This is a genomic window from Streptomyces sp. NPDC051921 (assembly GCF_040680975.1).
Lineage (GTDB): Bacteria > Actinomycetota > Actinomycetes > Streptomycetales > Streptomycetaceae > Streptomyces.
Map to the genome: position 1 here is coordinate 146416 of NZ_JBFAXU010000017.1, position 23906 is coordinate 170321.

Genomic DNA, 23906 nt, shown 5'->3' on the forward strand with positions numbered 1-23906 from the left:
CCGGGGTTTTCCCTGCAGGGTCACGCCCATGACCAGCGGATACACCCCGGACGCCACGGACTGGCGGATCCTCCGGGCCCTCCAGGACCAGGGGCGGGCCAGCTTCGCCGAGCTCGCCCGGGCCGTGTCGATGTCGCCGTCGGCGGTGACCGACCGGGTGCGGCGCATGGAGGAGGCCGGGGTGATCGCCGGGTACACGGCGGTCGTCGACCAGGAGCGCCTCGGCCTGCCGATCCTCGCCTTCGTGCGGCTGCGCTACCCGAACGGCAACTACAAGCCCTTCCACGACCTCATCGACACCACGCCCGAGGTCCTGGAGGCACACCACGTGACCGGCGACGACTGCTTCGTCCTGAAGGTCGCCGCGCGGTCCATGAAGCACCTGGAGGAGATCTCCGGGAAGGTCGGCACGCTCGGCTCGGTCACCACCAGCGTCGTCTACTCCTCCCCGCTCCCCCGCCGGCCGATCAGCCGCTGAGGGCCTCCCCGCCGGTCCGCAGCCGCACGGCCGAGCCGTGCCGCGCCTTGACCACCTCCAACTGGGCCGGGATGCGGCGCCGCAGGTCGCCGACATGGCTGACGATGCCGACGCTGCGGTCGCGCTCGCGCAGCGAGTCCAGTACGTCGAGGACCTCGTCGAGGGTCTGGTCGTCGAGGCTGCCGAAGCCCTCGTCGATGAAGAGGGTGTCGAGCCGGACGCCGCCGGCCTCGTCGGTGACGACGTCGGCGAGGCCGAGGGCGAGCGCGAGGGAGGCGAAGAAGGTCTCGCCACCGGACAGCGTCGCGGTGTCGCGCTCGTTGCCCGTCCAGGCGTCGACGACGTGCAGGCCGAGACCGGCACGCCGGCCGCCGCTGCGGGCGTCGGAGTGGACGAGGGTGTAACGGCCGGAGGACATGCGCTGGAGGCGGGTGCTGGCCGCCGCGGCGACCTGCTCGAGACGGGCGGCCAGGACGTACGACTCCAGGCGCATCTTGCGCTCGTTCTCGGCCGAAGTGCCGGCCGTGAGCCCGGCGAGCCGCGCGATCCGCTCGCACTCCTCGCGGAGCGGGCCGAGCCGGCGGACCTCGGCATCGGCCTCCCGGGACAGCCGGTCGAGGGCGCCGCACCGGTCACGTACGGCGGCGAGCGCCGCGTCGGCCTCGCGCACGGCCCGCGCGGCGGCGGTGTGCGCGGCCTCGGCGGCGGCCGGGTCGGCGGGCGGGAGCGCGGCGGCTGCCGCGGTGGCGGCCTCGCCGAGCCGGTCCGCGACCGCGGCGGCCTCGGCCTGCCAGACGTCCACGCGCTGCTGGAAGGCGCGGCGCTCCGGCTCGTCGAGGAGCGCGTCGGCGGCCTCGGCCGGGGTGTCGAAGCCGGCCTTGAAGGCGGCGTCGGCGAGCCGGTCGTCGGCCTCCTTCAGGCCGCGCGCGGCGAGCTCGGTGGCCCGTACGGTCTCCGCGGCCGTCGTGAGCAGGGCGATGCGGCGCTCCAGGAGCGTCGCGTGCGCGGCCACGCTGCCGGACTCGCCGCGCGACAGGGCCAGCTCGGCCTCCAGGGCCTGCTGCTGCTGTTCGAGCGCCTCCCGTCGTGAGGTCCGCGCGGCCACCCGCGTCTCGGCCTCGCGCTGCGCGTCGGCCCGTTCCTCGTACTCCCGTTCGGCGCGCGCGAGCGCCTCCCGCGCGGCATGCGTCTGCGCGGCGAGCGCGTGCGCCTCGGCGTGCTCGCGGGCGAGTTCGTCGACGACGCGGGCGAGTTCGCCGACGGTGGGCCCGTCGGGGTCGGCGCCCGGCCCGCTCCCGTCCGTCTCCCGCCGGGCCAGCGTCTCCTGGCGGGCGGCCTCCCAGGCCTCGGTCGTGGCCGCGACGGAGGTCTCGGCGGCCGTGCGGGACTCGTCGGCCCGCGTGTAGGCGGCGTAGGCGGCGTCCTCCGCGGTGCGGTCGACGTGATCGGCGGTGGTGCGGGCGGGGCGCGGGTGGGCGGCCGATCCGCACACCTGGCAGGGGGTGCCGGGTTCGAGGGCGGCGGCGAGCTCGGCCGCGATGCCCTGCAGGCGACGGGACTTGACGTCGAGCCAGTGCTCGTGGGCCTCGTTGCGGCGTTCGCGGGCGTCCGTCAACCGGTCCCGCGCGGCGCCGAGTTCGGCGGCGAGGGCGTCGCGGCGGCGAGCGGCTGCGAGGCGGCGGCGGGCCGGTTCGAGGCGGCCGGCGAGCTGTTCGGCGCGGGCGGTGGCCTCCTGGGCGGCCTCGACGCGCCGCTGGAGCCCGGCGCGGTGCGGGTCCCAGCCGGACAGCCAGGCGGCGGCGTCCTGGAGGAACTCCTCGTCGGCCCGCGCCTCGCGGTCCAGGGCGGCGCGCTCGGCCGCGATCTCGGCGCTGCGCAGCTCGGCGCGGCGGGCGGACTCCAGTCCGCCGAGTTCCTCGCGCAGGCGGCGTTCCACCGTGGAGAGGTGTTCCGCTCCGGCGTCCGCGAGGTCCGGGGGCAGGTCGGCGCAGGCACGTTCGCGGGCGGCCTGCGCGGTGCGGTGGGCGCGCTCGGCGTCCTCGCGCAGGGCGAGCGCGGGGGCCACCCGGTCGGCCTTGAGCGAGCGGTCCAGGGCGGTCTGCCACCGGTCGCGCTGGGGGCGTCGGGCGGTCAGCTCCTCCCGGCGGCGCAGCGCGTCGGCGTGCCGGGCCTGCCGGTCGGCGAGCTCCCGCTCGGCGTCGAGCGCCGTGCGGGCCGCGGTCTGCCTCCGTTCGGCGGCGGCCAGGCGCAGCCGGGCGACGTCGTGGGCCTCGCGGGCGTCGGCGCGGGCGAGGGCGGCGCCGGTCAGGACGGCCTCGGCGAGGCCGGGCTCGCCGGGGCGCTGCTCCGGGGGCGTGCCGCCGGCCCCGGCGGCCTGGGCCATCCGGTGGGCGAGGGCGAGGAGGCGCTCGTCGCCCTCGCGGATCCGGTGTTCGGCGGCCCGCCGGAGCTCGGCGAGGCGGTCCTCGACGGCCGCGAAGCGGCGGGTGTCGAAGAGTCTGCCGAGGAGCTTGCCGCGGGCCTCGGCGTCGGCGCGCAGGAAGCGGGCGAAGTCGCCCTGCGGCAGCAGCACGACCTGGCAGAACTGGTCGCGGCTCATGCCGAGGAGCTGGGTGATCTCCTCGCCGATCTCCTGGTGGGAGCGGCTGAGGCCCTTCCAGGTGCCGGTCTCGGTGTCGTACGCGCGCAGCGTGCTCTGCGCCTTCTCCGTCGTGAAGCCGTCGCCGCGCTTCTTGGGTCGCAGCTGCGCCGGGCTCCTGGTGATCTCCAGGCGCCGCTCCCCCACGGTGAGTTCGAGGGTGACCTCGGTGGAGGTGCCGGCGGGCGCGTGGTCGCTGCGCAGCACCGTGCCGGGGCTCTGGCGGGCGCCGGGGACGGCGCCGTACAGGGCGAAGCAGACGGCGTCGAGGACGGAGGTCTTGCCGGCGCCGGTGGGTCCGTGGAGGAGGAAGAGGCCGGCCGACGACAGGGCGTCGAAGTCGATCTCCTGGGTGCCGCCGAAGGGCCCGAAGGCGGAGATCGTCAGGCGGTGGAGCCTCACCGGCCGCTCACCTCGCGCTCCGCCGCGTCGACCCGCACGGCGTCGAAAACGCCGTACAGGACGGCCCGCTCGGCGCCGTCGGGGCCCGCGCCGCCGCGTACGTGGGCCACGAAGTCCTCCGCGATCTGCTGGTCGCTGCGGTCGCGCAGCCGGGTGGCGTAGGAGACGAGCGGATCGTCGTCACCGCGCTCCGGGTCGAAGACCAGGCTGAGGGTGTGCGGGAAGCGCTCGGTGAGGCGGGCCATGGGCTCGGCGGGCCGCACCGGGTCGGTGAGGGTGGCCTCGACCCAGGCCTGCTCGTGGCGGGCGAGACCGGGTTCGGCGAGCAGGTCGTCGAGCCGGCCGCGGATCCGGGCGAGCGGGCGGGGCACGGGGCAGTCGATCCGCTCGGCGGTGTCGATCGCGCCGTCCGGGCCGAGCTCGATCAGCCACATGCTCTTGCGGTGGTCGGTCTCGGAGAACGAGTAGGCGAGGGGCGATCCGGAGTAGCGGATCCGGGGGGTGAGCGTCTGGCTGCCGTGGAGGTGTCCGAGGGCCACGTAGTCGACACCGTCGAAGACTCCGGCGGGGACGGCGGCGACGCCGCCGACGGTGATGTCGCGCTCGCTGTCGCTGGCCTCGCCGCCGGCGACGAACGCGTGGGCGAGGACGACGGAGCGGGTGCCGCCGGGCCGGGTCGCGAGGTCGGCGCGGACGCGCTCCATGGCGGCGCCGAGGACGGATTCGTGGGCGGCCTTCTCGGCACCGAACTGCTCGCGGACCAGGGCGGGTTCGAGGTAGGGAAGACCGTAGAGGGCGACGTCGCCGTGGGCGTCTGCGAGGACGACGGGGGTGCCGATGCCCGCCGGGTCGGTGCGCAGGTGGATGCCGGCGCGCTCGATGAGGCCGGCGCCGACGCCGAGACGGCGGGCGGAGTCGTGGTTGCCGGAGATCATGACGGTCGGCACGCCGGCGTCGGCGAGCCGGTGCAGGGCGGTGTCGAAGAGCTCGACGGCGGTGAGCGGGGGCACGGCCCGGTCGTAGACGTCACCGGCCACGAGGACCGCGTCGACCTCGCGTGCGCGCACCGTCGCCACCAGGTGGTCGAGGAACGCGGCCTGGGCGTCGAGCAGGGCGACCCGGTGGAACGAGCGTCCCAGGTGCCAGTCCGACGTGTGCAGAAGCCTCATGATCCGTGAGGGTATCGGTGGGGTACGACAACGCGGGTCGCCGTCGGCGTCGCCTCAGGCATCGCCGTACGCCTCCCCGCCCAGCTCGAAGCTCGCCTCGCCCGCCGTCACGTCGGCGAGCCAGGCCGTGAAGTCCGTCACGTCTGCGTCGGGCAGTCCGATCTCGATGGTGACGGCCGCGCCGTAGGTGACCTCGCGCACGGACCGGCCGGTGGACCGCAGGTCGTTCTGGAGCTTGCCCGCCCGGTGGTGGTCGACGGTGACGGTGGCGAGCCGGTAGCGGCGCCGGGTGACGGTACCGAGGGCGTCCAGGGCCTCGCCGACGGCTCCGCCGTACGCGCGGATGAGGCCGCCCGCGCCGAGTTTCACACCGCCGTAGTAGCGGGTGACGACGGCGGCGACGTAGCGCATCTCACGGCGCAGCAGCATCTGGAGCATGGGGACGCCCGCGGTGCCGCCGGGCTCGCCGTCGTCGGAGGCCTTCTGCACGGACGCGTCGGCGCCGATGACGTAGGCGAAGCAGTTGTGGGTGGCGGTCGGGTGCTCGCGGCGGATCCGGGCCACGAACGCCTGCGCCTCCTCCTCGGTGGCGACGGGCGCGAGCGCGCAGAGGAAGCGCGATCGGTTGATCTCGGTCTCGTGGACGCCCTCGCCGGCGAGCGTGCGGTACTGCTCCTGCATCACGCCAGCCTATGCGCCCGGCGGGCGCGCTCCGCGCGCGGGCGGGTTCCGCCCGTCCCGGCCCCGGCCCGGGAATGACCGAGGGTCACGGAACGTTCACCGCAACGACCAGGCGATTCACAGGCGTACGGACGTAGGGACGTACGGAAGTCAGGAAGGCAGCGGCACATGAGCGTCGAGACCAGGACCTCCGGGACGGAGGCGGAGACCGTCCGCCGGATCCTCACCGAGAGCGGCGACACGTGGGCGGTCGTGGGTCTCTCCGACAACCGGGCGCGGGACGCCTACAAGATCGCCGCCCTGCTGCAGCGCTTCGGCAAGCGGATCGTGCCCGTCCACCCGAAGGCGGAGACGGTGCACGGAGAGCAGGGGTACGCGAGCCTGGCCGACATCCCGTTCCCGGTCGACGTCGTCGACGTGTTCGTCAACAGCGGCCTCGCCGGCGCCGTCGCGGACGAGGCGGTCGCGATCGGCGCCAAGGCGGTCTGGTTCCAGCTCGACGTGGTCGACACGGAGGCGTACGCCAGGGTCCGTGAGGCCGGTCTGGACATGGTCATGGACCGCTGCCCGGCCATCGAGATACCGAAGCTCAGCTGACTCCGGGCTGCTCCGGGGCGGGCCCGGGCTCCTGCCCGAGCCCTTCCAGGACGACGGCGCCGGGCAGCTCGGCGAAGGCCTTGCCCGGCAGGATGAGCTTGCCGCGCCGCCGTCCGCTGCCGACGAGCACCCACTCGGTGTCGACCACGGTGGCGTCCACCAGCACCGGCCAGCCCTCGGGCAGGCCGACGGGGGTGATGCCGCCGTACTCCATGCCGGTGTCGCCGGTGGCGACGTCGACCGGCGCGAACCGGACCTTGCGGGAGCCGAGCTCCTTGCGGACGACCCCGTTGACGTCGACCCGGGTGGCCGAGCGCACCACGCAGGCGGCCGGCGTCGTGGTCTCACCGCGCCTGCCCGCGACGATCACGCAGTTCGCCGACGCGTCGAGCAGCTCCTGGCCGTGGTGCTCGACGAAGACGGCCGTGTCGGCGATGGCCGGGTCCGTGTCCACGTAGAGGATCGAGTCGACGGGGACGGTGCCCCGCCAGGCGCGGACGGCCTCGGCGACGGGTGCGGTCAGCAGGTCGAGGCGGTCGAGGGCGGGTCGGACGTCGGCGAAGTCTCCGATGGGTGCGCGCATACCGGTCACGCTAACAAGTCCGCGCCCGGACACGGCCGTTCGTCTCACGGTACGGGCGGGCGGCGCCGGGAGCGGGCGGTGGGGCGCGGCGTGCCCGGGTGGGCCCGGGGCAGGTTGGCCCCGGTGGCCCGAGTGAGCTCGGGGCGAGTCGGCCCGGCTGGGCCCGGGACGGCCCGGCTGGGCCCGGGACGGCCCGGCTGGGCCCGGGACGGCCCAGGTGGGCCCGGGACGGCCCAGGTGGGCCGGGTGGACCGGGTGGGCCGGGTGGGCCGGGTGGACCGGGTGGACCGGACCGGGGTGGGCTCAGCGGACGGGCGGGATGGAGACGGCCATGGTCATCTCGACCGTCTCCCCGCCCTCGTTGCGGTAGGCGTGCGGCACGTTGCTCTCGAAGACGGCCGAGGTACCGGCCGGGATGAGGTGCTCCACGCCGTCCACGACGAGGGTGAGCGTGCCCTCGGTGACGTGGAGGAGCTCGGTGGTGCCGTCGGGGTGCGGGTCGGAGGCGCTGCCGTCGCCCGGCATCAGGGTCCAGTGCCACAGCTCCAGCGGGCCACGGGCCTCGGTGCCGGCGAGCAGCGTGGTGTGACTGCCGGTGGAGGTGGACCACATGCGGACGGCCTGGTCCGGCGGCACGAGGCGGACGTGGGGTCCCTGCTCGTAGTCGAGGAGGGTCGTGATGGAGACGCCGAGCGCGTCGGCCAGCTTGACCGTGGTGCCGACGCTCGGGTTCGTGCGGGCCTGCTCGATCTGGATGATCATGCCGCGGCTGACCCCGGCCCGGGCGGCGAGCGCGTCGAGGGTGAATCCGCGCTCGTTGCGCCAGCGCTTCAGGTTCCGGGCGAGCGACTGGGTGAGCTGATCGAGGTCCGACACATTCCGTCCAATATTTTGAATGACAGAGTTCAACAGGCTGTACTACCGTGTGGTGCACCCGATTGTTCATCGCACTGTACTGCGAGGCACCTCCGATGACGGCACTGACGGCGATGTTCGCCCTGGCCACCAGCCTGCTCTGGGGCCTGGCCGACTTCGGCGGGGGGCTCCTCACCCGACGCTTCCCCGCGCTGACCGTCGTCGTGGTCTCCCAGAGCATCGCCGTCGTCGTCCTGGGCACCGTCGTCCTCGCCACCGGCGCCCTCGACGAGGCCGGACCCCGGCTCTGGTACGCGGTCGCGGCCGGTGCGGTCGGACCGGTCGCGATGCTCGCCTTCTACCGCGCGCTCGCGCTCGGACCGATGGGCGTGGTCTCCCCGCTCGGCTCGCTCGGCGTGGTCGTGCCCGTGGGCGTCGGCCTCCTCCTGGGCGATCGCCCGGGCCTCCTGCAGTTCGCCGGGATCGCGGTGGCGGTGAGCGGCGTGGTGCTCGCCGGCGGTCCCGAGCTGCGCGGCGCTCCGGTGCAGCGCCAGGCGGTGCTCCTCACCCTGGTCGCGGCCTTCGGCTTCGGCGCGGTGATGGCCCTGATCTCCGAGGCGTCCACGAGCCTGACCGGGCTCTTCCTCGCTCTGTTCGTGCAGCGCGTCACCAACGTCGCGGTGGGCGGCGGCGCCCTGTGGCTCTCCGTCCGGCGCGGCGGCCGCGTGCTGCCCGAGGACGGCGGCGGCGTCCGGGCCGTGGCGGCCGCGCTGCCGGCGCTCGCCTTCGTCGGCCTCGCGGACGTGGCCGCCAACGGCACGTACGCCCTCGCCGCGCAGCGCGGCCCGGTGACGGTCGCCGCCGTCCTCGCGAGCCTGTACCCGGTGGTGACGGCCCTGGCCGCCCGAGGGGTGCTCAAGGAACGTCTGAGGGCGGTGCAGGCGGCGGGCGCGGGCCTGGCCCTGGTGGGCACGGTCCTGCTGGCCACGGGCTGACCGGACGACGCCCGGCGCCCCTGGCCCGGCGCGAACCGCCCCGGTCCGTCCCCGTCCTCCGACGGGGTCTCAGCCCTCCCGCGCGGCCAGGTCGGTCATGCCGTCGAGGCCGTCGAGCTCGTCCAGGTCGTCGAGGGCCGCGAGCGCGGCCAGCTGCTCCGGCGTGATGCCCTCCGGGATCGGCTTCGGCGCGGGCGTGCGCAGCGGCGGCTGCCAGCCCTTCTCCGGGTCGTAGGAGCGGACCACCTTGGCGGGCGCCCCGGCCACCACGGAATGGTCGGGCACCTCGCCCCTGACGACCGCTCCGGCGGCCACCACGACGTTCTTGCCGAGCCGGGCGCCGGGCAGGATCACCGCGCCCGTGCCGAGCCAGCAGCCGGGACCTATCTCGACGGGCGCGGAGCGCGGCCACTGCCGGCCGATGGGCACGTCCGGGTCGTCGTAACTGTGATTGGTCGACGTGATGTACACGTACGGCCCGCAGTAGACGTCCGAGCCGATGGTGATCGGCGCGTCGGCGATGACGTGGCTGCCGCGGCCGAGGACGACCCCGTCGCCGAGGGTCAGCACGGTGTCCTTGCCGAGGTCGAGGTCCGGCAGCATGCCGGCGGTCAGCGTGACCTGCTCGGCGATGATGCAGCAGGCCCCGATCTCGATCCACTGCTCGCCGAAGAGCGAGCCCTGGGGGAAGGCGAGCCGGGTGCCCTCGCCGATCCGGCGGAAGCGCAGCCGCCCCGGGTGCTCGGCGGTGACGGCGCCGGCCTGCTGGATCCGGCGCCAGCCGCTCTGCAGGGCGCGGGCGACGACACGGCGCCGCCAGGCGGTCAGCGAGGAGAACGTGTTTCTGTTCCGGGGCACCCGGACACCGTAGACGGCGGTGCCGATGTTGATCGGATCGGTGCGCTGTGATGTCCGTCATGGGCCCGGACTAGTGTTCCGCCCGAGGCGCGACGGAGCGAAGGAGCGAAACGATGGCAGAAGCAGTACCGGGGGCATTGATCAAGGGCGTCGGCGGCAAGGAGCCGAAGGTCGACCCCACCGCCTTCACGGCGCCGACCTCGGTGGTGCTCGGCGAGGTCACGCTCGGGCCGCGCGCCAGCGTCTGGTACCACGCGGTGCTGCGGGCGGACTGCGGCCCGATCGAGATCGGCGAGGACGCCAACGTCCAGGACAACTGCACGGTCCACGTCGACCCGGGCTTCCCGGTGTCGGTCGGCGCGCGGGTGACGATCGGCCACAACGCGACCGTGCACGGCTGCACGATCGAGGACGACGTCCTCGTCGGCATGGGCGCCACGATCCTCAACGGGGCGCGGATCGGCGCCGGTTCCCTGATCGCCGCGCAGGCGCTGGTCCCGCAGGGGATGGAGGTGCCGCCGGGCTCGCTGGTCGCGGGCGTGCCCGCGAAGGTGCGGCGGCCGCTGACCGAGGAGGAGCAGGCGGGCATCCGGCTCAACGCCGAGATGTACCTGCTCCTCGCCAAGGGTCACGCCGAGGCCTTCGAGGACTGAGCCGGGGGCCGAGGGGCCCCGCGCCGTGGACGCGCGGCTCTCAGTCGGCGGTGGCCTCGGCCGCCGCCGGGGTCCCGGCCGCGGACCGCGCCTCGCTCGCCGCCGCGGCCTTCTTCGCCCGGTTCTTCAGGATCAGCATCGAGGCGAGACCGAAGAGGACGGCGAGCACGAGGCCCAGCCAGGAGAAGCGCTTGAGCCAGGCCTCGGCGACGATGCCCACCGAGTAGATGACGGCCGTGGTGCCGCCCGCCCAGAGGATGCCGCCGAAGACGTTGGCGATCAGGAACTTCCAGTAGGGCATGCGCAGCACGCCGGCGAGCGGACCGGCGAAGATCCGCAGCAGGGCGACGAAGCGGCCGAAGAAGACCGCCCACATGCCCCACTTCTCGAAGGAGCGCTCGGCGAGTCCGATGTTGGCCTCGCTGAAGTGCTTGGGGAACTTCTTGCCGAGCTTGGTGAGCAGGGGCCGGCCGCCCTTGCGGCCGATGGCGTAGCCGATCGAGTCGCCCACGATGGCCCCGACGGTGGCGCAGGCGCCGAGGACGTACGGGTTGATGTCTCCGTGCTGGGAGGCGAGCAGGGCCGAACTCACGAGGACGATCTCGCCGGGCAGCGGGATGCCGAGGCTCTCGATCCCGATCACCACCCCGACCAGTGCGTAGACGGCGACCGCAGGGATCGTCTCCAGCCATTCCTGGACGTGCACGCGGGTTCCTCTCCCGGGTCGGCGATCGAATGCGGGCAGGGTACCCCGATCGCGGTAGGCGCTCGCTAAGCGCCCACCCAGGCGCGCGCCCGCAGCCGGAGATCGCGGGAGGACGCCCCGACCCACAGTTCGCGGACCCCGCTGCCGAGCACCCAGCCGTGCCGGGCCCGGTCCCACGAGGACAGGGTGCGCGCGGCCACCGCGAGGGTGATCCTACGGCGCTCGCCGGGGTCGAGCCGGAGCCGCCGGTAGCCGGCCAGCAGGCGGCGGGGCTGGTCGATCCCGAGGGCGGCGAGGTCGGGCGAGGGCCCGGCGTAGACCTGGGCCACCTCGACGCCGGCGCGGCGCCCGGTGTTGGCGACGGTGAAGGTGACGTGCAGCCCGTCGCCGTCGGCGGTCACGCTCAGCCGTTCGTAGGCGAAGCTCGTGTACGACAGGCCGTGGCCGAACGGGAAGAGCGGGGTCACGTCCTCGGCGTCGTACCAGCGGTGGCCGACGTGGACGCCCTCGCCGTACTCCTCGATGCCGCCCTGCCCGGGATAGCGGCCGGGGTCGCCGGCCGTGGGGTGGGCGTTCTCGGAGCGCGGGAAGGTCTGGGTGAGCCGGCCGCCGGGGTCGGTGTCGCCGAAGAGCACGGCCGCGGTGGCGGGGCCGCCCTCCTGGCCCGGGTAGTACATCTGGAGCACGGCTGCGGTGTCGTCCAGCCACGGCATGGTGACGGCCGACGAGGTGTTGAGGACCACGGTGGTACGCGGGTTGGCGGCGGTCACGGCACTGATGAGGGCGTCCTGTCGGCCGGGCAGGGCGAGGGTGGTGCGGTCGCGGCCCTCGGTGGCGTCCTCGTAGGCGAAGAGCACGACGCTGTGGGCGGCGCGGGCGGCGGCGACCGCCTCGGCGAGATCGGTGGTTCGGTCGGCGCCGCTGGTGGCGCGCAGCCGGAAGCGCTGGCCGGTGCTGCCGCCCCGGGCGGTGACGGTGAGGTGGTGGGTGCCGGCCGTCAGGCGGCGGTCGGCGCGGCGCAGGTGCAGGCCGTCGGCGGCGCGCCCGCCGATCCCGCCGTTGACGTACGGGGCGGCGCCCACCTGGGCGGAGAAGAGTTCGACGCCGTCGAGGGTCACCGCGGGGCGTCCGCCGCTGTAGTGGACGAACAGGCTCCAGTCGTCGTCGGCCGTGGTGGTGAGGGTTCCCTCGTAGCGCCAGGTCTCGCCGGCGGCGACGGCGACGTCGTCGAGCGGGTCGGCGGGTTCGGTGCGCGCTCCGGCTCGCGGCAGCGGCTTGCCGTGGACGTCCTCGCCGAGCGTGTACGTCACGGTGGCGGCGTCGCCGGCGCGGGCGCGCAGGGCGTCGAGGGGACTGACGGCGGCGTCGGGGACCACGTGGGCGCTGCCGCCGCCGCTGACGAAGGGCACCGAGCCGGTGGGGCCGACGACGGCGATCGAGCGGGCCGCCTGGCCGGTGAGCGGCAGCGTGTGGGCTTCGTTGCGGAGCAGGGTGGCCCCGGCGGTGGCGACGCGGAGCGCGAGGCGCGCCCCGGCCAGGGCGTCGCGTTCGGGTCGGGCCGGGGCGTTCTTGTCGTCGAGGAGGCCGAAGCGTTCGCGTACGGCGAGGACGCGGCGGAGGGCGGTGTCGACGGCGGCCTCGTCGATCCGGCCGTCGCGCACGGCCCGGCGCAGGGCGGCGCCGTAGTAGGCGCCGCCGGGCATCTCCATGTCGCAGCCGGCGGTGAGCGCGGGCACGGTGGAGTGGACGGCGCCCCAGTCGCTCATGACCCAGCCGTCGAAGCCCCAGCGGTCGCGCAGGACGTCGGTGAGCAGGGCGCGGCTCTCGGTCGCGTGGACGCCGTCGACCTTGTTGTACGCGGCCATGACGGCGCCCGCGCCGGCGGCGACGGCGGCCTCGAAGCCGCGGAGTTCGGTCTCGTGGAGGGTCTGCTCGTCGGCCCGGACGTCGACGGACATCCGGTCGCGTTCCTGGTTGTTGAGCGCGAGGTGCTTGACGGTGGCGATCAGGCCCTCGGCCTGGATGCCTCGGATCTCCTCGGCGACCAGGTCGGCGGAGAGCAGCGGGTCCTCGGAGAAGGTCTCGAAGTTCCGCCCCGCGTACGGGGTGCGGATGAGGTTGACCATCGGTGAGAGGAGCACGTCCTGGCCGAGGGCGCGGCCCTCGTGGCCGATGACGCGTCCGTAGGCGCGGGCGAGTCCGGGGTCGAAGGCGGCGGCGAGCATGACGGGCGCGGGGAGCGCGGTCGCGGTCTTCCGGACCCGGACTCCGGCGGGGCCGTCTGCGAGGCGGAGCGCGGGGATGCCGAGCCGGCGGACCCCCGGCACGTAGCCGGCCTGCCCGAGGGCGTCGGGGTCGGTGGCGCCGTGCAGCAGGGCGGTCTTCTCGTCGAGGGTGAGCTGGGCGAGGAGTTCGGCGACCCGCTCGGCGGCGCGGGCCGCGACGCGCCGGCCGGCCCGTTCGACGTGCCGGGCGGGTGCGGTGGCGGCGCGGGCGGCGCCCAGGGGGGCGGCCGTGAGGGCGGCGGCACCGGCGAGGGCGAGCAGCAGGCGGCGCCGGGAGACCCGGCGCGGCGCGGGAGCGGTGGCGGGCTCGTCGTGGTCCGGGGTGGGTGCGTGGGGCACGGCGGCGCTCCTTCGAACCGGCACGATTCCAGCGATCATGCGTTGATCGCACTATGCGTGACGGTTCGTCCGTTTCCGCGCCGCCGTGCCGAGAGGGTGCGCGCGCCCGCCGGAGCGCCGCGCGGCCCGTCCCGGGATCCGCGTCAGGAGTGGGGGCGGAGGGTCCACACGACGGTCATCTCGCCGGTGACGGCGCCGTCCTCGCGGGTGATCTCGATCTTCACCGGGAACTCGGGGCGCCGGCCCTCGTCGAGTTCGGCGACGACCTCGGCGGCCGGGCGGCCCAGGGTCGCGGTGGCGGTGACGACGCCCATCGCGAGCTTCTTGTAGCCGATCTCCGCCTTGACGGCGAGGGGCACCGCGCGGCCCAGCTGGTCGCCGAAGGCGGCGAGGACGATGGCGCCGCTCGCGGACTCCGCGAGGGTGAACATCGCGCCGGCGTGCGGGCCGCCCACGTGGTTGTGGTAGGCGGCCTGGTCCGGAAGCTCCACGACCGCACGCTCGGCGGTGGTCTCCAGGAACTTCAGGTCGAGGGTCCGGGCCATGGGCACGGTGGCGGCGAGCATCTCGCCGACGGACATCTGGTCTGCGCTCATGGGCCGTGATGTTACCCACGGGTAGCAGTCTTCGCCATCCCCGCACGGGGGCGGGCGTAGCCGGGCGCGGGCCGCACCTCTATCGTTACTGGCCATGTGGCCAGGACAGCAGCCGCCCGGGGGCGAGCAGAACCCGCAGGACCAGAGTCAGAACCCGTACGCGCAGCCGGGGCAACAGCCCGGCTACGGGCAGCCGAATCCCTACCAGCAGCCGACCGTGGCGCAGCCGGGATACGGACAGCCCAACCCGTACCAGCAGCAGCCGGGACAGCAGCCCGGCTACGGGCAGCCGAACCCGTACCAGCAGCCGACCGTGGCGCAGTACGCGGTGCCGGGACCGGTGCAGCCGGGCGGCGGTGACGGCGGGAAGAAGAAGCAGACGACGCTGGTGGCGATCGTCGCCGCCGTGGCCGTGCTCGCGGCGGCCGGTGTCGCCGGCTACCTGGTGCTCGGCAAGGACGACGACAAGAACGACCGGGCGGACGACCCGAAGCCGGCGACGTCGGCCCCGACCGCGCCCAGCACCTCCTCGTCCCCGCTCGACAACCCGCGTGACGCGGCCTCGCACCAGCCGACGATCCCCGGCTGGAAGGTCGTCTACAACCCCAAGTACGGCACCCTGTTCGACGTGCCGCCGGAGTGGGAACTGTCGAAGCCCGGCGTCGTCACGTTCTTCGAGGACGAGAAGAAGGGCGACGGCTCCCCGGTCGTCACGATGTCCGCGCCCGCGCACCTCAAGAGCAACTGGTGCGCGTACGACACCGACAAGAACGGCACCGAGGAGACCTGGGGCCTGAGCACCGCCGGCACCAAGGGCGGCCAGGGCGCCAAGGACACCGCCGAGGCGGCCTACAACGAGGCCGGCAACTGGGTGTGGGCGGGCTACGCCCAGCACATGCCCAAGGGCACCATCAAGATCACCAAGGCCGTGCCGTACACCACCACGTCCGGCCTCCAGGGCAGCATGGCCACGGCCGTCGCCCCGAACATCAAGAAGCGCAACAGGTGCGAGTCGGACGGCAAGTCCGTCGCCTTCTCCTTCAAGAACGCCAAGGGCGACTTCTCGTCCTTCGTGCTCTACGCCGCCAAGGGCGTGAAGGAAGAGCTGCCCGACGCCACCATCAAGCAGATCGTCTCCAGCGTGCGACTCGCTCCCGAGGCCCCGGAGTCGTCCTGATCCGCGCCCGCACACCCGACTGGGCCGGGCGGAACTACCTGCTGCTGACCGCCGCCGCGATCGTCACCAACCTGGGCACCCACGGCGCCCTGATCGCGGCGGCGTTCGCCGTCATCCAGTCCGGCGGCGACGGCGGGGACGTCGGCCTGGTGGCGATGGCCCGCACCCTGCCGCTCGTGCTCTTCCTGCTCATCGGGGGCGCCGTCGCCGACCGGGTCCCCCGGCACCGGGTGATGGTCGCCGCCAACGCCCTCAACTGCGTCTCGCAGGCGGTGTTCGCCGTGCTCGTCCTCACCGGCGAGGCCCGGCTGTGGCACATGATGCTGCTGACCGCGCTGTGCGGTACCGGGCAGGCCTTCTTCAACCCGGCCGCCGAGGGCATGCTGATGTCCAGCGTCGACGGCGAACAGGTCAGCCGGGCCTTCGCCCTCTTCCGGATGGCGATGAACGGCGCCGGCATCGGCGGGGCGGCGCTCGGCGGCGCCCTGATCGCGGCCTTCGGCCCCGGCTGGGTGCTCGCCATCGACGCGGTCGCCTTCGCCGTGGCCGGCGCGCTGCGCGCCTTCCTCGACGTCCGGCACGTCCCCGGGCGCGCGCCGGGCGGCGGGCTGCTCGCCGATCTGCGCGAGGGCTGGGACGAGTTCGCCGGCCGCCCGTGGCTCTGGTCGATCGTCGCGCAGTTCGCGATCGTGGTCGCGCTGGTGGGCGCGGCGGAGTCGGTCTACGGACCGCTGGTCGCCCGCGACGAACTGGGCGGCGCCCGGCCCTGGGGCCTCGCGCTCGCCGCGTTCGGCGTGGGCACGCTGGGCGGCGCGATCCTGATGGCCCGGTGGAAGCCGCGCCGGATGCTCCTCGTGGGCACCCTGGGCGTCTTCCCGATCGCCCTGCCCTCGGCGGCCCTCGCCGTCCCGCTCGACGTGGTCGGCCTGTCCGCGGCCATGTTCGTGAGCGGTGTGGCGATCGAGGTCTTCGGCGTGTGCTGGATGACGACCCTGCACCAGGAGATCCCGGAGGAGAAGCTGTCGCGGGTCTCGGCCTACGACTGGTTCGGCTCGACGGCCATGCTGCCCCTGTCCACGGCCCTGGCGGGCCCGGCGGAGAGCGTCTTCGGCCGGAGCAACGCGCTGTGGGGCTCCGCCACGCTCATCGTGATCGTGACGGCCCTGGTGCTGCTGGTGCCGGACGTACGGAATCTGACCCGGCGTACGAAGCAGGTCACGAGCTCGGAGCCGGGCACGACGGCGGCACCGACCGGCGCTGCGTCGGCCGGCGCGATGGCGGACGGCGCGATGGCGGACGGCGCCATGGCTGCCGAGACGGTGCCGGCCGGGGCGGCGTCGGAGGCGCCGTCCGGCAACGCGGCGGGGGCCACGGCGGCGTCCGCCGAGGCCGCGCCGGCCGCGGCGGCCTCGGCCGGGGCGCCGTCCGACGCGGCGGCGGGCGGCGGGGCGGTGGGCGGCGGGGCGGTGGGCGGCCGCTCAGCCGATGCCGAAGGCCCCGTCCGGGGGCACGGGTGACGGGACGGCCTCCGTGTCCCGCACCGGCCGCGCGTCGCCGGTGAGCCGGGCCAGGGCCGTGCCCCACTCGACGCGGGCCGGGAAGGCGTCCCCGGCCGTGCGGCGGGCGAGGCCCACCGTGTCGATCTCGCGGTCGGAGGCGACCAGGACCGCGTTGCCGAACCGGCGTCCGCGCAGCACCGCCGGCTCGGCGATCAACGCGAGCTCGGGGAAGACCGTCGCGAAGGTGGCGAGTTGGGAGCGGAGGAAGGCGAAGGGCGCCCCGTCCGCGAGGTTCGCCGCATAGGTGCCGCCCGGGCGCAGGACCCGGCGGGCCTCCCTGGCGTACTCGACGGACGTGATGTGCGCCGGCACCCGGGAACCGCCGAAGACGTCGGCGACGATCACGTCGGCGGAGGCGTCCGGGGCGGCTTCCAGCCATTCCCGGGCGTCCGCTCCGTGCACGGCGATCCCCGTGCCCTCCGGCAGCGGCAGGTGCTCGGCCACGAGGGCGAGCAGTCCCCGGTCCGCCTCGACGACCTGCTGCCGCGAGCCCGGCCGGGCGGCGGCGACGTAGCGGGGCAGGGTGAGCGCCCCGCCGCCGAGGTGCACGACGTCGAGCGGGCCGCCCTCCTCGGCGGCGTGGTCGAGGACATGGGCGAGCCGCTGGGCGTACTCGAACTCCAGGTGCGTGGGGTCGTCGAGGTCGACGTACGACTGGGGCGCGCCGTCGATCGTGAGCAGCCAGGCCCGCTCGGTGTCCACGTCGGGCATGAGCCGGGCGGTGCCCCGGTCGACGTCACGGATGACGGGAATCTGCTCGTTCACGACCTCATTGTGCCCACAGCGCCGCGACCGCCCGCGCGTGGGCGGCGGCCTGCGCCCGCCCCGCCCGGCCCGGGCCGGGCGGGGCGGCGCGGGGCGCGGCGGGCGGGGTCGAGCGGATTGCGGCCGGAGGCGCTCCTCGCCCTGCGTGTCGGGCGTGATGACACCCGGCACCCGTGCCGTACGACTCACTTGTGTCGGTCAGGATCCGAGTCCGGGGACGTCCCCCGCCGGACCTTCCGCGGGGGCTGGAACGAACCCCTCCGCCCGGCCCGGCCCGGGCCGGGCACCCCAAGCTCAGAGGACCTCCGTCACCGTTCCCGCGCCGACCGTCCGGCCGCCCTCGCGGATCGCGAAGCCGAGGCCCGGCTCCAGGGGGACGGCGCGGCCGAGGTCGACGGTCATGGTGACCGTGTCGCCGGGGCGGGCCACGGCCGGCTCGCCGAGGTCCACGGCCCCGACCACGTCCGCCGTGCGGAGGTAGAACTGCGGCCGGTAGCCGGTCCCGACCGGCGTGCTCCGGCCGCCCTCTCGGGCGGACAGCACGTACACCCGCGCGGTGAAGCGCCGCCGCGGCACGACCGTGCCCGGGGCCGCCACGACGTGGCCGCGGCGGACCGCGCCGCGCGGCACCCCGCGGAGCAGCAGGGCCACGTTGTCGCCGGCCTGGGCGGACTCCATCGGGCGGCCGAAGGTCTCGACCCCGGTGACGACCGTCTCGGTGTCCGGGCCGAGCAGCTCGACCCGGTCGCCGACCCGGACCGTGCCCCGCTCGATCGCGCCGGTGACGACGGTGCCCCGGCCGCTGATGGTGAGCACGCTCTCGACGGGCATCAGGAACGGGGCCCCGACGTACCGCTCGGGCACCGGCACGTACGTGTCCACCGCGTCGAGCAGCGCCTCCACGGACGCCGTCCAGCGCGGGTCGCCCGCGAGGGCGCGCAGTCCGGAGACCCGGACCACGGGCAGGCCGTCGCCGCCGTAGCCGTGGGCGGTGAGCAGTTCCCGCACCTCCAGCTCGACCAGGTCGGCCAGTTCGTCGTCGGCGCCGTCCGCCTTGTTGAGGGCGACGACGATGTGGTCGACGCCGACCTGGCGGGCCAGCAGCACGTGCTCGGCGGTCTGCGGCATGATCCCGTCGAGCGCCGAGACGACGAGGATCGCCCCGTCGAGCTGGGCGGCGCCGGTGACCATGTTCTTGATGTAGTCGGCGTGTCCGGGCATGTCGACGTGCGCGTAGTGCCGGGTGTCGGTCTCGTACTCGACGTGGGCGGCGTTGATCGTGATGCCGCGCCGCGCCTCCTCCGGGGCCCGGTCGATCCGGTCGAAGGGAACGTATGTGGTGGTGCCGCCGGTGACCCGCTCGCTGAGGACCTTGGTGATGGCGGCGGTCAGGGTGGTCTTGCCGTGGTCGACGTGGCCCATGGTGCCGATGTTGAGGTGCGGTTTGGTGCGCGCGTACGCCTGCTTGGGCATGGCTGAATCGCTCGTTTCGGTGCTCGAAGCGTGTGTGGGGACCCCGGGGCCGGACCGACCCTCCCCCTGTGGGGTCCGCCGGACGGTCCGGGAAGGGTCAGCTTCGGTCGCCGCAGAGCCTTGCGAGAACGGCGAGAGCGGTCAGAGCGGTCAGAGCGGCGAGAGCGGTCAGAACGGCAGCCTTCGGCGCGTCCGCGACTGCGGACGGCGCTGCGGGGAAGGCGTACCGGGACATGCCCCGATCATGGCCGCTCCGGCCTCCTGCCGTCGACCGGATTTCGGGGTGCTCAGAGGTTCTTGAGGGCCTCGCGCACGGAGAGCGGGGAGAGCCGGGAGGTGTTCTCGGCGACGAAGGCGCGCACCTCGTCGGGGGCGGTCCTGCCGTACTCGCGCAGGCTCCAGCCGATCGCCTTGCGGATGAAGAAGTCCGGGTGTCCGGAGCGCAGCAGGCAGTAGGAGAAGAGCCGGTCCGCGTCGGTGGCGGACTTGTAGCGGAGCTGGTGGAGCAGGGCGGTGCGGGCGACCCACAGGTCGTCGTCGGCGATCCATTCGTCCATGCGGGCGACGAGAGCGGGGTCCGCGGCGACGAGCGCGCCGACGACGTGGGCGGCGAGGAGGTCGACCGTGTCCCACCACGAGACGGTGGTGACGAGGGTGTGGGCCACCGGCAGGAAGTCCGAGGAGCAGCGCTTCACGTGACGGCGCAGGTAGTCGACGGCGAAGTAGTGGTACTCGCGCTCGGGCAGGGCGAAGCAGCGCAGCGCGACGGCCGTGCAGTCGGCCTCGTCGGGGACGGGCAGGCCTTCGAGGACGGTACGGGACAGGGAGCGCCGCTCGGGGGTACGCACCCCGAGGAAGGGGGCGACGCCCTTCATGTACGCGATCATCTCCTGCGCCCGGAAGGGGTCTCCGGCGGCGGGGTAGACGTCCGTGAGCCGGGCGAGCACGGTGTCGGCGAGGGTGCTCTCGGGGACGGCGGGGGGCGCGGAGGCGTTCACGGCCTCACTGTAGGCGCGGGGGCGGCGGCCGGGGGGCCGTCGGCATGGCGCACATGACGGCGATCACGCCCCGATGTCGGTTAGTCTCCCCGGATGCTCCTGTCGCCCAAGGCCCGGCTGACGTATCTCGCCGTGATCCTGCTCTCCGCGGGCGCGTCGGTGCTGCTCTTCGAGCCGCAGCGGCTGCTGTCCGCCGGTTGGCCGCCGCAGTTGAGCGGCGCCGGCGCGGTGCTGGTCTTCGGGCTCGCGTACGGGGTGTGCACGGCGGCGCTGGTGCCCCGGCCGATCCTCAACCTGGCGGCGGGCGCGCTGTTCGGCACGCAGGCGGGCTTCGCCGCCGCGCTCGGCGGGACGGTGCTGGGCGCGGGTCTCTCGTTCGCGCTGGGCCGGGCGCTCGGGCAGGAGGCCCTGCGCCCGTACGTCCGGGGCCGCTGGCTGCGGGCGGCGGACGGGCAGCTGAGCCGGCACGGTTTCCGTTCCATGCTGGCGATCCGTCTCTTCCCCGGGATGCCGTTCGTGGTGGCGAACTACGCGGCCGCCGTGTCCCGGATGCGATGCCTCCCCTTCCTGCTGGCGACCGCCCTGGGCTCCGTGCCGAACACGGTGGCGTACGTGGTCGCGGGCAGCCGGGCCACCTCGCCGACCTCCCCCGCCTTCCTGATCTCGACGGGCTTCATCGTCGTGTCGGCGCTGGTCGCCGCGGTGGTGGGCTGGCGCAAGCGGCACCGCCTGGCGGGCGTCGCGGCTCCGGCGGCGGCACCCGGGCAGGAGTCGAAGCGGGAGCCGGTGCCGGCGACGGCCGGCACGGGTGCGAGCGGGGGCTGAGGTCCTCGGCGGGCTGCGGTCCCGCTGACCCGGCCGGGGAGGACCCGGGTCCGTCGCGATCCGAGGGCCTGGACGGGAAGCGCGATCCGAGGGCCCGGACGGGAAGCGCGGTCCGGCGCGATCCGAGGGCCCGGGCGGGAAGCGCGATCCGAGGGCCCGGGCGAGAAGCGCGGTCCGGTCGCGAGCCGAGGCGCCGCGGCCGAGCACGCCGCAGCGCCCGAATCCCGGGCACCACGATCCGGCGCGGGCCAGGGCCCGGGCGAGGACCACGATCCCGGTCGCGAGCCGAGGCCCGGGCTCCCGCGCTGCGGGCGGGCGGCCGGGGCCGGGGAGGCGGCTGCCCCCCGGCCCCGGCCGCCGCCTGCTCACAGCGCTTCGACGATCATCGCGTTCGCCAGGCCGCCGGCCTCGCACATCGCCTGGAGGCCGTAGCGTCCGCCCCGTGCCCGCAGTGCGTGCACCAGAGTCGTCGTCAGCCGGGTGCCGCTCGCGCCCAGCGGGTGGCCGAGGGCGATGGCGCCGCCGTGGACGTTGACCTTGGCCGGGTCGGCCCCGGTCTCCTGCTGCCAGGCGAGGACGACGCTCGCGAAGGCCTCGTTGATCTCGAAGAGGTCGATGTCCCGGAGCGAGAGCCCGGCGCGGTCCAGCACCTTCTCCGTGGCGGGGATGACGCCGGTGAGCATGAGCAGCGGATCGGAGCCGGTGACGGCGAAGGAGTGCAGCCGCGCGAGCGGGCGCAGGCCGAGGGCGCGGGCGGTCTCGGCGGCCATGACGAGGACGGCGGAGGCCCCGTCGTTGATCGGGCTGCTGTTGCCGGCGGTGACCGACCACTCGATCTGCGGGAAGCGCTCGGCGAAGCCGGGGTCCTCGAAGGAGGGCCGGAGGCCGGCGAGGATCTCGGGCGTGGTCGCGGGCCGCACCGACTCGTCACGGCGCACGTCTCCGTACGGCACGACCTGGTCGTCGAAGAGGCCGTCCGCCCAGCTGCGCGCGGCCTTGGCGTGCGAGGCGGCGGCGAAGACGTCCATGGCCTCGCGGCCGATGGACCACTTGGCGGCGATGAGCTCGGCGCTGATGCCCTGGGGCACCAGGCCCTCGGGGTAGCGGGCGGCCACGCCGGGGCCGAAGGGGTCGGCGCCGGGCGGCACGTTGGACCACATGGGGACGCGGCTCATGGACTCGACGCCGCAGGCCACGACGATGTCGTACGCGCCGGACATGACGCCCTGGGCGGCGAAGTGCACGGCCTGCTGCGAGGAGCCGCACTGCCGGTCGACCGTGGTGGCGGGCACGGTGTCGGGCAGTCCCGCGCCCAGCCAGGCGTAGCGGGTGGTGTTCATGGCCTGCTCACCGACCTGGTCGACGGTGCCGCCGATGACGTCGTCGACGAGGGCGGGGTCGATGCCGGTGCGGTCGATCAGTGCGCGCAGGGAGTGCGAGAGGAGGGCGACGGGGTGGACGTCGGCGAGGGAGCCGCCCGGCTTGCCCTTCCCGATCGGTGTACGGACTGCTTCGACGATGACGGCGTCACGCATGGCACGGCTCCCACATGGAGGGTTGGAAATCTGGACCAACACTTGTCGGTAACATAGCCCAGTGAGTTGGATTCTCAAACCCTCTCCTGCGGCCTTGCCCTAGTCTTGGGCGCATGAAGGCCGCCCCCCGCCCCTGCTCGATCGCCGACACCCTCGCGCTCGTCGGCGAGAAGTACTCCCTCCTCGTGCTGCGCGAGATCTCCCTCGGCGTCCGCCGCTTCGACCGGATCGCCCGCAACACCGGGGCGCCGCGCGACATCCTCACCGCCCGCCTGAAGCGGCTCGTCGAGGCCGGGATCCTGGAGAAGGTCGCGTACAGCGAGCGGCCCAAGCGCTACGAGTACCGGGCCACCCCGGCCGGCGAGGAGCTGGGCCCCGTCCTGGTCACCCTGATGGCCTGGGGCGACCGCCACCTCAATGCGGACGCCCGGCCCGTGGTCCTGGAGCACAGCTGCGGCGCCGCCCTGACCCCCCGGGTGGTCTGCGCGAGCTGCGGCGGGGAGGCCGACCGCACGAACCTGAAGCACCACGTGCACGCGCCGGGCTGGACCACCTCGGGCCCCGTGGAGGTCTGAGCCGCCCTCGGCCCCGGGCCCGGAACCCTGAGGACGATCACGTAACGTCGGGACGGTACGCTGCGCAGCGACCTAATGACCGCACACGTACCTTTGGGACGGCCCTGGCCCCATGAGTTGGTTCGAATCATTCATCCTCGGACTCGTCCAGGGGCTGACGGAGTTCCTTCCCATCTCCTCCAGCGCGCATCTGCGGCTCACCGCCGCGTTCGCCGGCTGGGAGGACCCCGGAGCCGCGTTCACGGCCATCACCCAGATCGGCACCGAGACCGCCGTCCTCATCTACTTCCGCAAGGACATCGCACGGATCGTCTCGGCCTGGTTCCGCTCGCTCTTCGACAAGGCGATGCGGCACGACCACGACGCCCAGATGGGCTGGCTCGTCATCGTCGGCTCGATCCCGATCGGCGTCCTCGGCGTCACGCTCAAGGACCAGATCGAGGGACCGTTCCGCGATCTGCGCCTGACCGCGACCACCCTGGTCGTCATGGGCATCGTGCTCGGCGTCGCCGACCGGCTCGCCGCCCGCGACGAGATCGGCGGCCGGCACCGCGCCGTCCGCGAGCGCAAGTCGCTCAAGGACCTCGGCGTGCGCGACGGCCTGGTCTTCGGCGTCTGCCAGGCGATGGCCCTGGTCCCGGGCGTGTCCCGGTCCGGCGCCACCATCTCCGGCGGTCTGCTCATGGGGTACAGCCGTGAGGCCGCGGCCCGCTACTCCTTCCTCCTCGCCATCCCGGCGGTGCTCGCCTCCGGCGTGTTCGAGCTGAAGGACGCGACCGAGGGCGGCCACGTCTCCTGGGGCCCGACGATCTTCGCGACGATCATCGCCTTCGGCGTCGGCTACGCGGTGATCGCCTGGTTCATGAAGTTCATCACCACGAAGTCCTTCATGCCGTTCGTCATCTACCGGATCGCGCTGGGCATCCTGCTCTTCATCCTGGTCGGCACCGACGTCCTGAGCCCCCACGCGGGCGAGTCCGCCGGCTGACCGAGCCCGCCCCGCCCCCAGCTCTGCCCCGACGCCCGCCGAAGGCGCCGGGGCAGCGTGCTCTCCGGACCTCGGCCCGCTCGGCTCCGGCGAGCGAGAAGGACGCGAACTAGCTCCGAATATAAGGGCTTTGGTGAAGATCACCACCGCGCCCGCCCCTGTTACTCTGCGGCGGA

General features: G+C 74.3%; 22 protein-coding genes. 9 read left to right on the plus strand and 13 right to left on the minus strand.

Features of this window, described 5'->3' with window-relative positions; genetic code table 11:
- The first annotated feature begins 28 nt into the window (after positions 1–28).
- Entirely contained in the window at positions 29–478 is a 450-nt protein-coding gene (locus AB0M16_RS22990; RefSeq protein ID WP_365345746.1) for an Lrp/AsnC family transcriptional regulator, read from the plus strand.
- Here the strand turns inward: AB0M16_RS22990 and AB0M16_RS22995 are convergent.
- The 3 genes from AB0M16_RS22995 to AB0M16_RS23005 are packed head-to-tail and all read right to left on the minus strand — an operon-like array spanning position 468 to position 5368.
- Positions 468–3518 (minus strand): SMC family ATPase, encoded by a 3051-nt coding sequence (locus AB0M16_RS22995; protein WP_365345748.1) that lies wholly within the window; start codon positions 3516–3518, stop codon positions 468–470. The two genes, AB0M16_RS22990 and AB0M16_RS22995, sit on opposite strands and share 11 nt — an antisense overlap.
- On the minus strand, positions 3515–4687 hold the full coding sequence (locus tag AB0M16_RS23000) for an exonuclease SbcCD subunit D (protein WP_365345750.1): 1173 nt from the start codon (positions 4685–4687) through the stop codon (positions 3515–3517). The genes AB0M16_RS22995 and AB0M16_RS23000 overlap by 4 nt, the downstream gene beginning before the upstream one ends.
- 54 nt (positions 4688–4741) lie before the next feature.
- Positions 4742–5368: a YigZ family protein gene (locus AB0M16_RS23005; RefSeq protein WP_365345752.1), complete on the minus strand. Its 627-nt coding sequence runs from the start codon at positions 5366–5368 to the stop codon at positions 4742–4744.
- A 168-nt stretch (positions 5369–5536) separates the two neighbouring features.
- Between AB0M16_RS23005 and AB0M16_RS23010 the strand changes: the two genes are divergently transcribed.
- A complete protein-coding gene (locus AB0M16_RS23010) occupies positions 5537–5965 on the plus strand; it encodes a CoA-binding protein (RefSeq protein WP_365345754.1) in 429 nt (142 codons plus the stop codon).
- Here the strand turns inward: AB0M16_RS23010 and AB0M16_RS23015 are convergent.
- Together AB0M16_RS23015 and AB0M16_RS23020 are read right to left on the minus strand one after the other, a co-directional pair.
- Positions 5958–6548: a YbaK/EbsC family protein gene (locus AB0M16_RS23015; protein ID WP_365345756.1), complete on the minus strand. Its 591-nt coding sequence runs from the start codon at positions 6546–6548 to the stop codon at positions 5958–5960. The two genes, AB0M16_RS23010 and AB0M16_RS23015, sit on opposite strands and share 8 nt — an antisense overlap.
- Positions 6549–6851: 303 nt before the next feature.
- Positions 6852–7424, minus strand: a complete 573-nt coding sequence (locus AB0M16_RS23020; RefSeq protein WP_365345758.1) for an XRE family transcriptional regulator — start codon at positions 7422–7424, stop codon at positions 6852–6854.
- Between the two features lie 104 nt (positions 7425–7528).
- On the opposite strand from AB0M16_RS23020, the gene AB0M16_RS23025 reads away from it, so the two are divergent.
- The gene (locus AB0M16_RS23025; RefSeq protein WP_365345822.1) at positions 7529–8398 is read left to right on the plus strand and encodes a DMT family transporter; all 870 of its coding nucleotides are present in this window, start codon (positions 7529–7531) and stop codon (positions 8396–8398) included.
- Between the two features lie 69 nt (positions 8399–8467).
- Here the strand turns inward: AB0M16_RS23025 and AB0M16_RS23030 are convergent, their stop codons facing one another.
- Positions 8468–9256: an acyltransferase gene (locus AB0M16_RS23030; RefSeq protein WP_365345760.1), complete on the minus strand. Its 789-nt coding sequence runs from the start codon at positions 9254–9256 to the stop codon at positions 8468–8470.
- A 113-nt stretch (positions 9257–9369) separates the two neighbouring features.
- Here AB0M16_RS23030 and AB0M16_RS23035 point away from each other — a divergent pair, with 113 nt between their 5' ends.
- Complete coding sequence (locus AB0M16_RS23035) at positions 9370–9909, plus strand: gamma carbonic anhydrase family protein (RefSeq protein WP_365345762.1); 540 nt, start codon at positions 9370–9372, stop codon at positions 9907–9909.
- 40 nt (positions 9910–9949) lie between these two features.
- On the opposite strand, the gene AB0M16_RS23040 is transcribed toward AB0M16_RS23035, so the two are convergent.
- The 3 genes from AB0M16_RS23040 to AB0M16_RS23050 form a co-directional block, all read right to left on the minus strand.
- The gene (locus tag AB0M16_RS23040; protein ID WP_365345764.1) at positions 9950–10615 is read right to left on the minus strand and encodes a DedA family protein; all 666 of its coding nucleotides are present in this window, start codon (positions 10613–10615) and stop codon (positions 9950–9952) included.
- 65 nt (positions 10616–10680) lie between these two features.
- A complete protein-coding gene (locus AB0M16_RS23045) occupies positions 10681–13239 on the minus strand; it encodes a beta-glucosidase (RefSeq protein WP_365345766.1) in 2559 nt (852 codons plus the stop codon).
- A gap of 143 nt (positions 13240–13382) precedes the next feature.
- On the minus strand, positions 13383–13835 hold the full coding sequence (locus AB0M16_RS23050; RefSeq protein ID WP_365345768.1) for a DUF4442 domain-containing protein: 453 nt from the start codon (positions 13833–13835) through the stop codon (positions 13383–13385).
- Positions 13836–13929: 94 nt separating this feature from the next.
- On the opposite strand from AB0M16_RS23050, the gene AB0M16_RS23055 reads away from it, so the two are divergent.
- Positions 13930–15012 (plus strand): hypothetical protein, encoded by a 1083-nt coding sequence (locus AB0M16_RS23055; protein ID WP_365345770.1) that lies wholly within the window; start codon positions 13930–13932, stop codon positions 15010–15012.
- A complete protein-coding gene (locus AB0M16_RS23060; protein WP_365345824.1) occupies positions 15009–16529 on the plus strand; it encodes an MFS transporter in 1521 nt (506 codons plus the stop codon). Before AB0M16_RS23055 ends, AB0M16_RS23060 begins: the two co-directional genes overlap by 4 nt.
- On the opposite strand, the gene AB0M16_RS23065 is transcribed toward AB0M16_RS23060, so the two are convergent.
- From AB0M16_RS23065 to AB0M16_RS23075, 3 genes are all read right to left on the minus strand, one after another.
- On the minus strand, positions 16491–17336 hold the full coding sequence (locus AB0M16_RS23065; protein WP_365345772.1) for a fused MFS/spermidine synthase: 846 nt from the start codon (positions 17334–17336) through the stop codon (positions 16491–16493). The genes AB0M16_RS23060 and AB0M16_RS23065 overlap by 39 nt on opposite strands.
- Positions 17337–17630: 294 nt before the next feature.
- Positions 17631–18809: an elongation factor Tu gene (tuf, locus tag AB0M16_RS23070; RefSeq protein WP_365345774.1), complete on the minus strand. Its 1179-nt coding sequence runs from the start codon at positions 18807–18809 to the stop codon at positions 17631–17633.
- Between the two features lie 287 nt (positions 18810–19096).
- Positions 19097–19807, minus strand: coding sequence for a DNA alkylation repair protein (locus AB0M16_RS23075; protein WP_365345776.1), 711 nt, complete (start codon positions 19805–19807; stop codon positions 19097–19099).
- Positions 19808–19900: 93 nt separating this feature from the next.
- On the opposite strand from AB0M16_RS23075, the gene AB0M16_RS23080 reads away from it, so the two are divergent.
- Positions 19901–20632: a TVP38/TMEM64 family protein gene (locus tag AB0M16_RS23080; RefSeq protein WP_365345778.1), complete on the plus strand. Its 732-nt coding sequence runs from the start codon at positions 19901–19903 to the stop codon at positions 20630–20632.
- Positions 20633–20997: 365 nt separating this feature from the next.
- On the opposite strand, the gene AB0M16_RS23085 is transcribed toward AB0M16_RS23080, so the two are convergent.
- On the minus strand, positions 20998–22167 hold the full coding sequence (locus AB0M16_RS23085; protein ID WP_365345780.1) for a thiolase family protein: 1170 nt from the start codon (positions 22165–22167) through the stop codon (positions 20998–21000).
- Positions 22168–22280: 113 nt separating this feature from the next.
- Here AB0M16_RS23085 and AB0M16_RS23090 point away from each other — a divergent pair, with 113 nt between their 5' ends.
- Complete coding sequence (locus AB0M16_RS23090; RefSeq protein ID WP_365345782.1) at positions 22281–22742, plus strand: helix-turn-helix domain-containing protein; 462 nt, start codon at positions 22281–22283, stop codon at positions 22740–22742.
- 112 nt (positions 22743–22854) lie between these two features.
- Positions 22855–23730, plus strand: coding sequence for an undecaprenyl-diphosphate phosphatase (locus tag AB0M16_RS23095; RefSeq protein ID WP_365345784.1), 876 nt, complete (start codon positions 22855–22857; stop codon positions 23728–23730).
- Positions 23731–23906 lie beyond the last annotated feature (176 nt).